This window comes from Nonomuraea sp. NPDC047529 (genome assembly GCF_040642995.1).
Taxonomy (GTDB): Bacteria; Actinomycetota; Actinomycetes; order Streptosporangiales; family Streptosporangiaceae; genus Nonomuraea.
Map to the genome: position 1 here is coordinate 1 of NZ_JBEYTJ010000100.1, position 2,677 is coordinate 2,677.

At 63.9% G+C, this 2,677-nt stretch carries 3 protein-coding genes; 1 reads left to right on the forward strand and 2 read right to left on the reverse strand.

The annotated features are described in order from the left end of the window. Positions 1 to 293: 293 nt before the first annotated feature. Both ABZ815_RS52660 and ABZ815_RS52665 read right to left on the reverse strand, forming a co-directional pair. Positions 294 to 1,055: a hypothetical protein gene (locus tag ABZ815_RS52660; protein WP_357711108.1), complete on the reverse strand. Its 762-nt coding sequence runs from the start codon at positions 1,053 to 1,055 to the stop codon at positions 294 to 296. Between the two features lie 125 nt (positions 1,056 to 1,180). Next, positions 1,181 to 1,432, reverse strand: coding sequence for a hypothetical protein (locus ABZ815_RS52665; RefSeq protein WP_357711110.1), 252 nt, complete (start codon positions 1,430 to 1,432; stop codon positions 1,181 to 1,183). Positions 1,433 to 1,987: 555 nt separating this feature from the next. Between ABZ815_RS52665 and ABZ815_RS52670 the strand changes: the two genes are divergently transcribed. Then, positions 1,988 to 2,152, forward strand: coding sequence for an RNase adapter RapZ (locus tag ABZ815_RS52670; RefSeq protein WP_357711112.1), 165 nt, complete (start codon positions 1,988 to 1,990; stop codon positions 2,150 to 2,152). Positions 2,153 to 2,677 lie beyond the last annotated feature (525 nt).

Here is a 2,677-nt window from a genome sequence, read left to right on the forward strand (position 1 = left end):
ACCGAGAGCCCTGGCCCCTTGAAACTACGAGGAGGCCGGGGGCTCTCTCGGTGCGTAGCTCTCTCGCCCCGGCGGGAGCCCTAACTTTCCCGACAGGCTCACACGCGCACGCGGCGGGTCCGCGGCTTTTCGGCACGGTCTATGCGCGGGCGCGCGGTCGGCGGCCACCGTGACGCAACTACCAAAGGACTCGGCGTTTATCGCAGTGGCGGAGAGCAGGTGAGCTGGTGCGGACGATGTCCCATCGCCGCCCAGTCGTTCGACCGGGGGCTTCCCGACGCCCCTAGTAGCAATCAGGTCCCGGTGAGGCGAAGCCGCGGCTTCTCGTTCCCCGCCGTATGTTCGGATTCGGACAAGGCGGTGGACTGAGGGGCCGGAACAGTGAAGTGTCTCCAGGCACTAGCCCATTGCCTTCTGTCGTCCGGCGTGCCGTTGAGCGCGGTGACGAACGCGTCCACCATGTCGAGCCTTTTGGGCACGGTTGAAGCCTTCAGCATGTTGCGGAAGGTGGTGTGGGACACCTGCCATCCGCACGCCTGGGCCATGTCCCTAAGGCTCGGATTACGAGCCCACACCCGGTAGCGTCTCATCGCGTCCACGAACTCTGCTTCGGTCTTGGCCTTAAGCGGGTCAGGCTTCGAATTGTGGCCGGGGGCGTCCTCGATGGCGATCCGGGGAGTCGGCTGAATCCTCCGCATCGCCTCGGTTCTGGCGGCCATCTGTGCCTGGAGCTCGCGTTCGCGCGCCTGTGCCTCGCGCTCCCGTTCCCGAGCCTTCGCTCGATTCTCCTCAAGCCGTAGGCGGCGTAGACGCTCGTTGAAGTCCCGCCAGGTACTTTCATACTCGCGGAACTCGAGCAGTTGGGCGTAGAGCGCGTCGAGTTTCTCGCGGCTTTGGACTCCACAGGCGATGAGGAAGCGAGGCAGGAGCGGGGTGTCCGGGTCACCCATCACTGAGATCAGCCGATGAAGATCGTCTTCTGAGCAATTCGCTTGTAGGGCGAGCTGAGGCAGGGGCCGGTTTGCGTCGTGAGCGATGCCGGCCAGCGTGACCATGAGGCGGGCCCGCGCTCCCCTCGTCTTGGCCGAAAGCTCGTTCGCCTGCCTGTGGACGAAGTCGAGTTCAGTCTCTCCGCGGGGCCGTTCCGGGACTCCGTCGGCGGACGGTTCGGCGAGAGGTGTCACGCCCATCGCGGCCCTCCGCGGCCGTCGTCGTGGTGTTGGGGCAGGCGACGGATGATCTCGTGCCCGCCTACACACACGACGATGCTCATTGCCAGAGCATGACTCGGATCGTGGCCTTGGCCCACCAGCGCCACGAAGGTGGTGGTGAGGACGGAGAGCATGCCCAGGTGGAACCTGGGATCTTGAGAGGGCTTGTCGTCCGGCCCTTCCTCAGGCATGGAAAGACTGCGGAGTCTGGCGTTGTTCATACGGCTCCTTGTGTGCCCAGGGGCCTTTTCGAGGCCCCTGGGGCGTGACATGGACGGGACTTCCTCGCTTTCCGTCGGGGTGGAGCCCAACGGAGGGTAAAGCGATAAGCCATATCATGCCGTATCGAACTGACTACCGCCACGCACTACGTGAGCGCATGGCCCTAGGCGGTAGGTGATGAAGCATCTGCGACAAATCGACTCCGTCTAGGAACGTTCAACTCCGGAGATGACTGTAAACGAACGTAAACTGCTGTAAAGGGACGTTCAGGAACGGCATTCTGATTCGCTAAAGATGCGTTCGATCAGGTGTAATTGAGCAGCGTCATTGGCGCAAAGTTCCTGCGGCTTGATCTTGTGACATGGACGGGCAGCGGAACAGAGGTGAGTCCAGTGGAGTGGATCTCACCATCGAGGGGGCCGGGAGTCATACTCTCGGTCCCCTTCCTGTGTGCCCGCACAGCGGACGCGGCTCCGGTGGAACATGGAAACGGCAGTCATCCGCCAAGGCGCTGACGGCTACTTCTGCATTCGCTGGGGTCACGGAGACGCGGGGTGCGGGAGTCGGCGGGCCTGTGCAGCATCGCCATCGGATGCGCTGGCGGCAAACACCGCGCATGCGGTCTGGTCGAGATCCTGGCCACCCGCCTGCGCGAGCACGGTCAGATGGTCGACGTCGACCACCGGCACGCACACCTGCCCCGGGTGCTGACCCAGTAGAGCGTCCAGAGCCGTCCCTACCGGTCCCAGACGCCTCCGTCATCCATCGTGGCGGTGACGGTGAGCCGTCCAGGCTTCGACATAGCGCCCCCCTGGGCTTGAGAAGGCAGTGGGGGCCACGATGCCGGCCAGGGTGATCATGACCATCGCGGGCGGCGGGATCCCGCTCGGCGGCCACGCCAGCGTGGAGGCGTTGATGTGCATGCCACACGAGTGGTTGCCCTCGAAGGACGTCACGACGTCCATCGCTGTCCGTTGTGTCATTTCTGGCGATCTCTATCCGGAACGTTGCGCTCCGTGCCCCTTTGGTCGCCAAAATGGATCTTGTTGCTTGATCTTCTGAAAGTTACGCTCTGCCTGTTTCGCAAGATGCTCCGAGCCGCACGCGCTGGGTATCTGTCCCCTTTGTCGGGTGGGTGGAGTGACGTCTGGCGTCCGCAGGGCCGCCCCTCGTTGGTTCGGAGTGTGACGGCGTATGCGCCGGAATTCGTCATGGGCTCGTTCACCTCGGCTGCTCGCCGGCGT

Excerpts from the sequence above, each read along its gene's own strand:
- ABZ815_RS52660 (WP_357711108.1), bottom strand. The coding sequence starts at position 1,055 with ATGGTCACGCTGGCCGGCATCGCTCACGACGCAAACCGGCCCCTGCCT.
- ABZ815_RS52665 (WP_357711110.1), bottom strand. The coding sequence starts at position 1,432 with ATGAACAACGCCAGACTCCGCAGTCTTTCCATGCCTGAGGAAGGGCCG.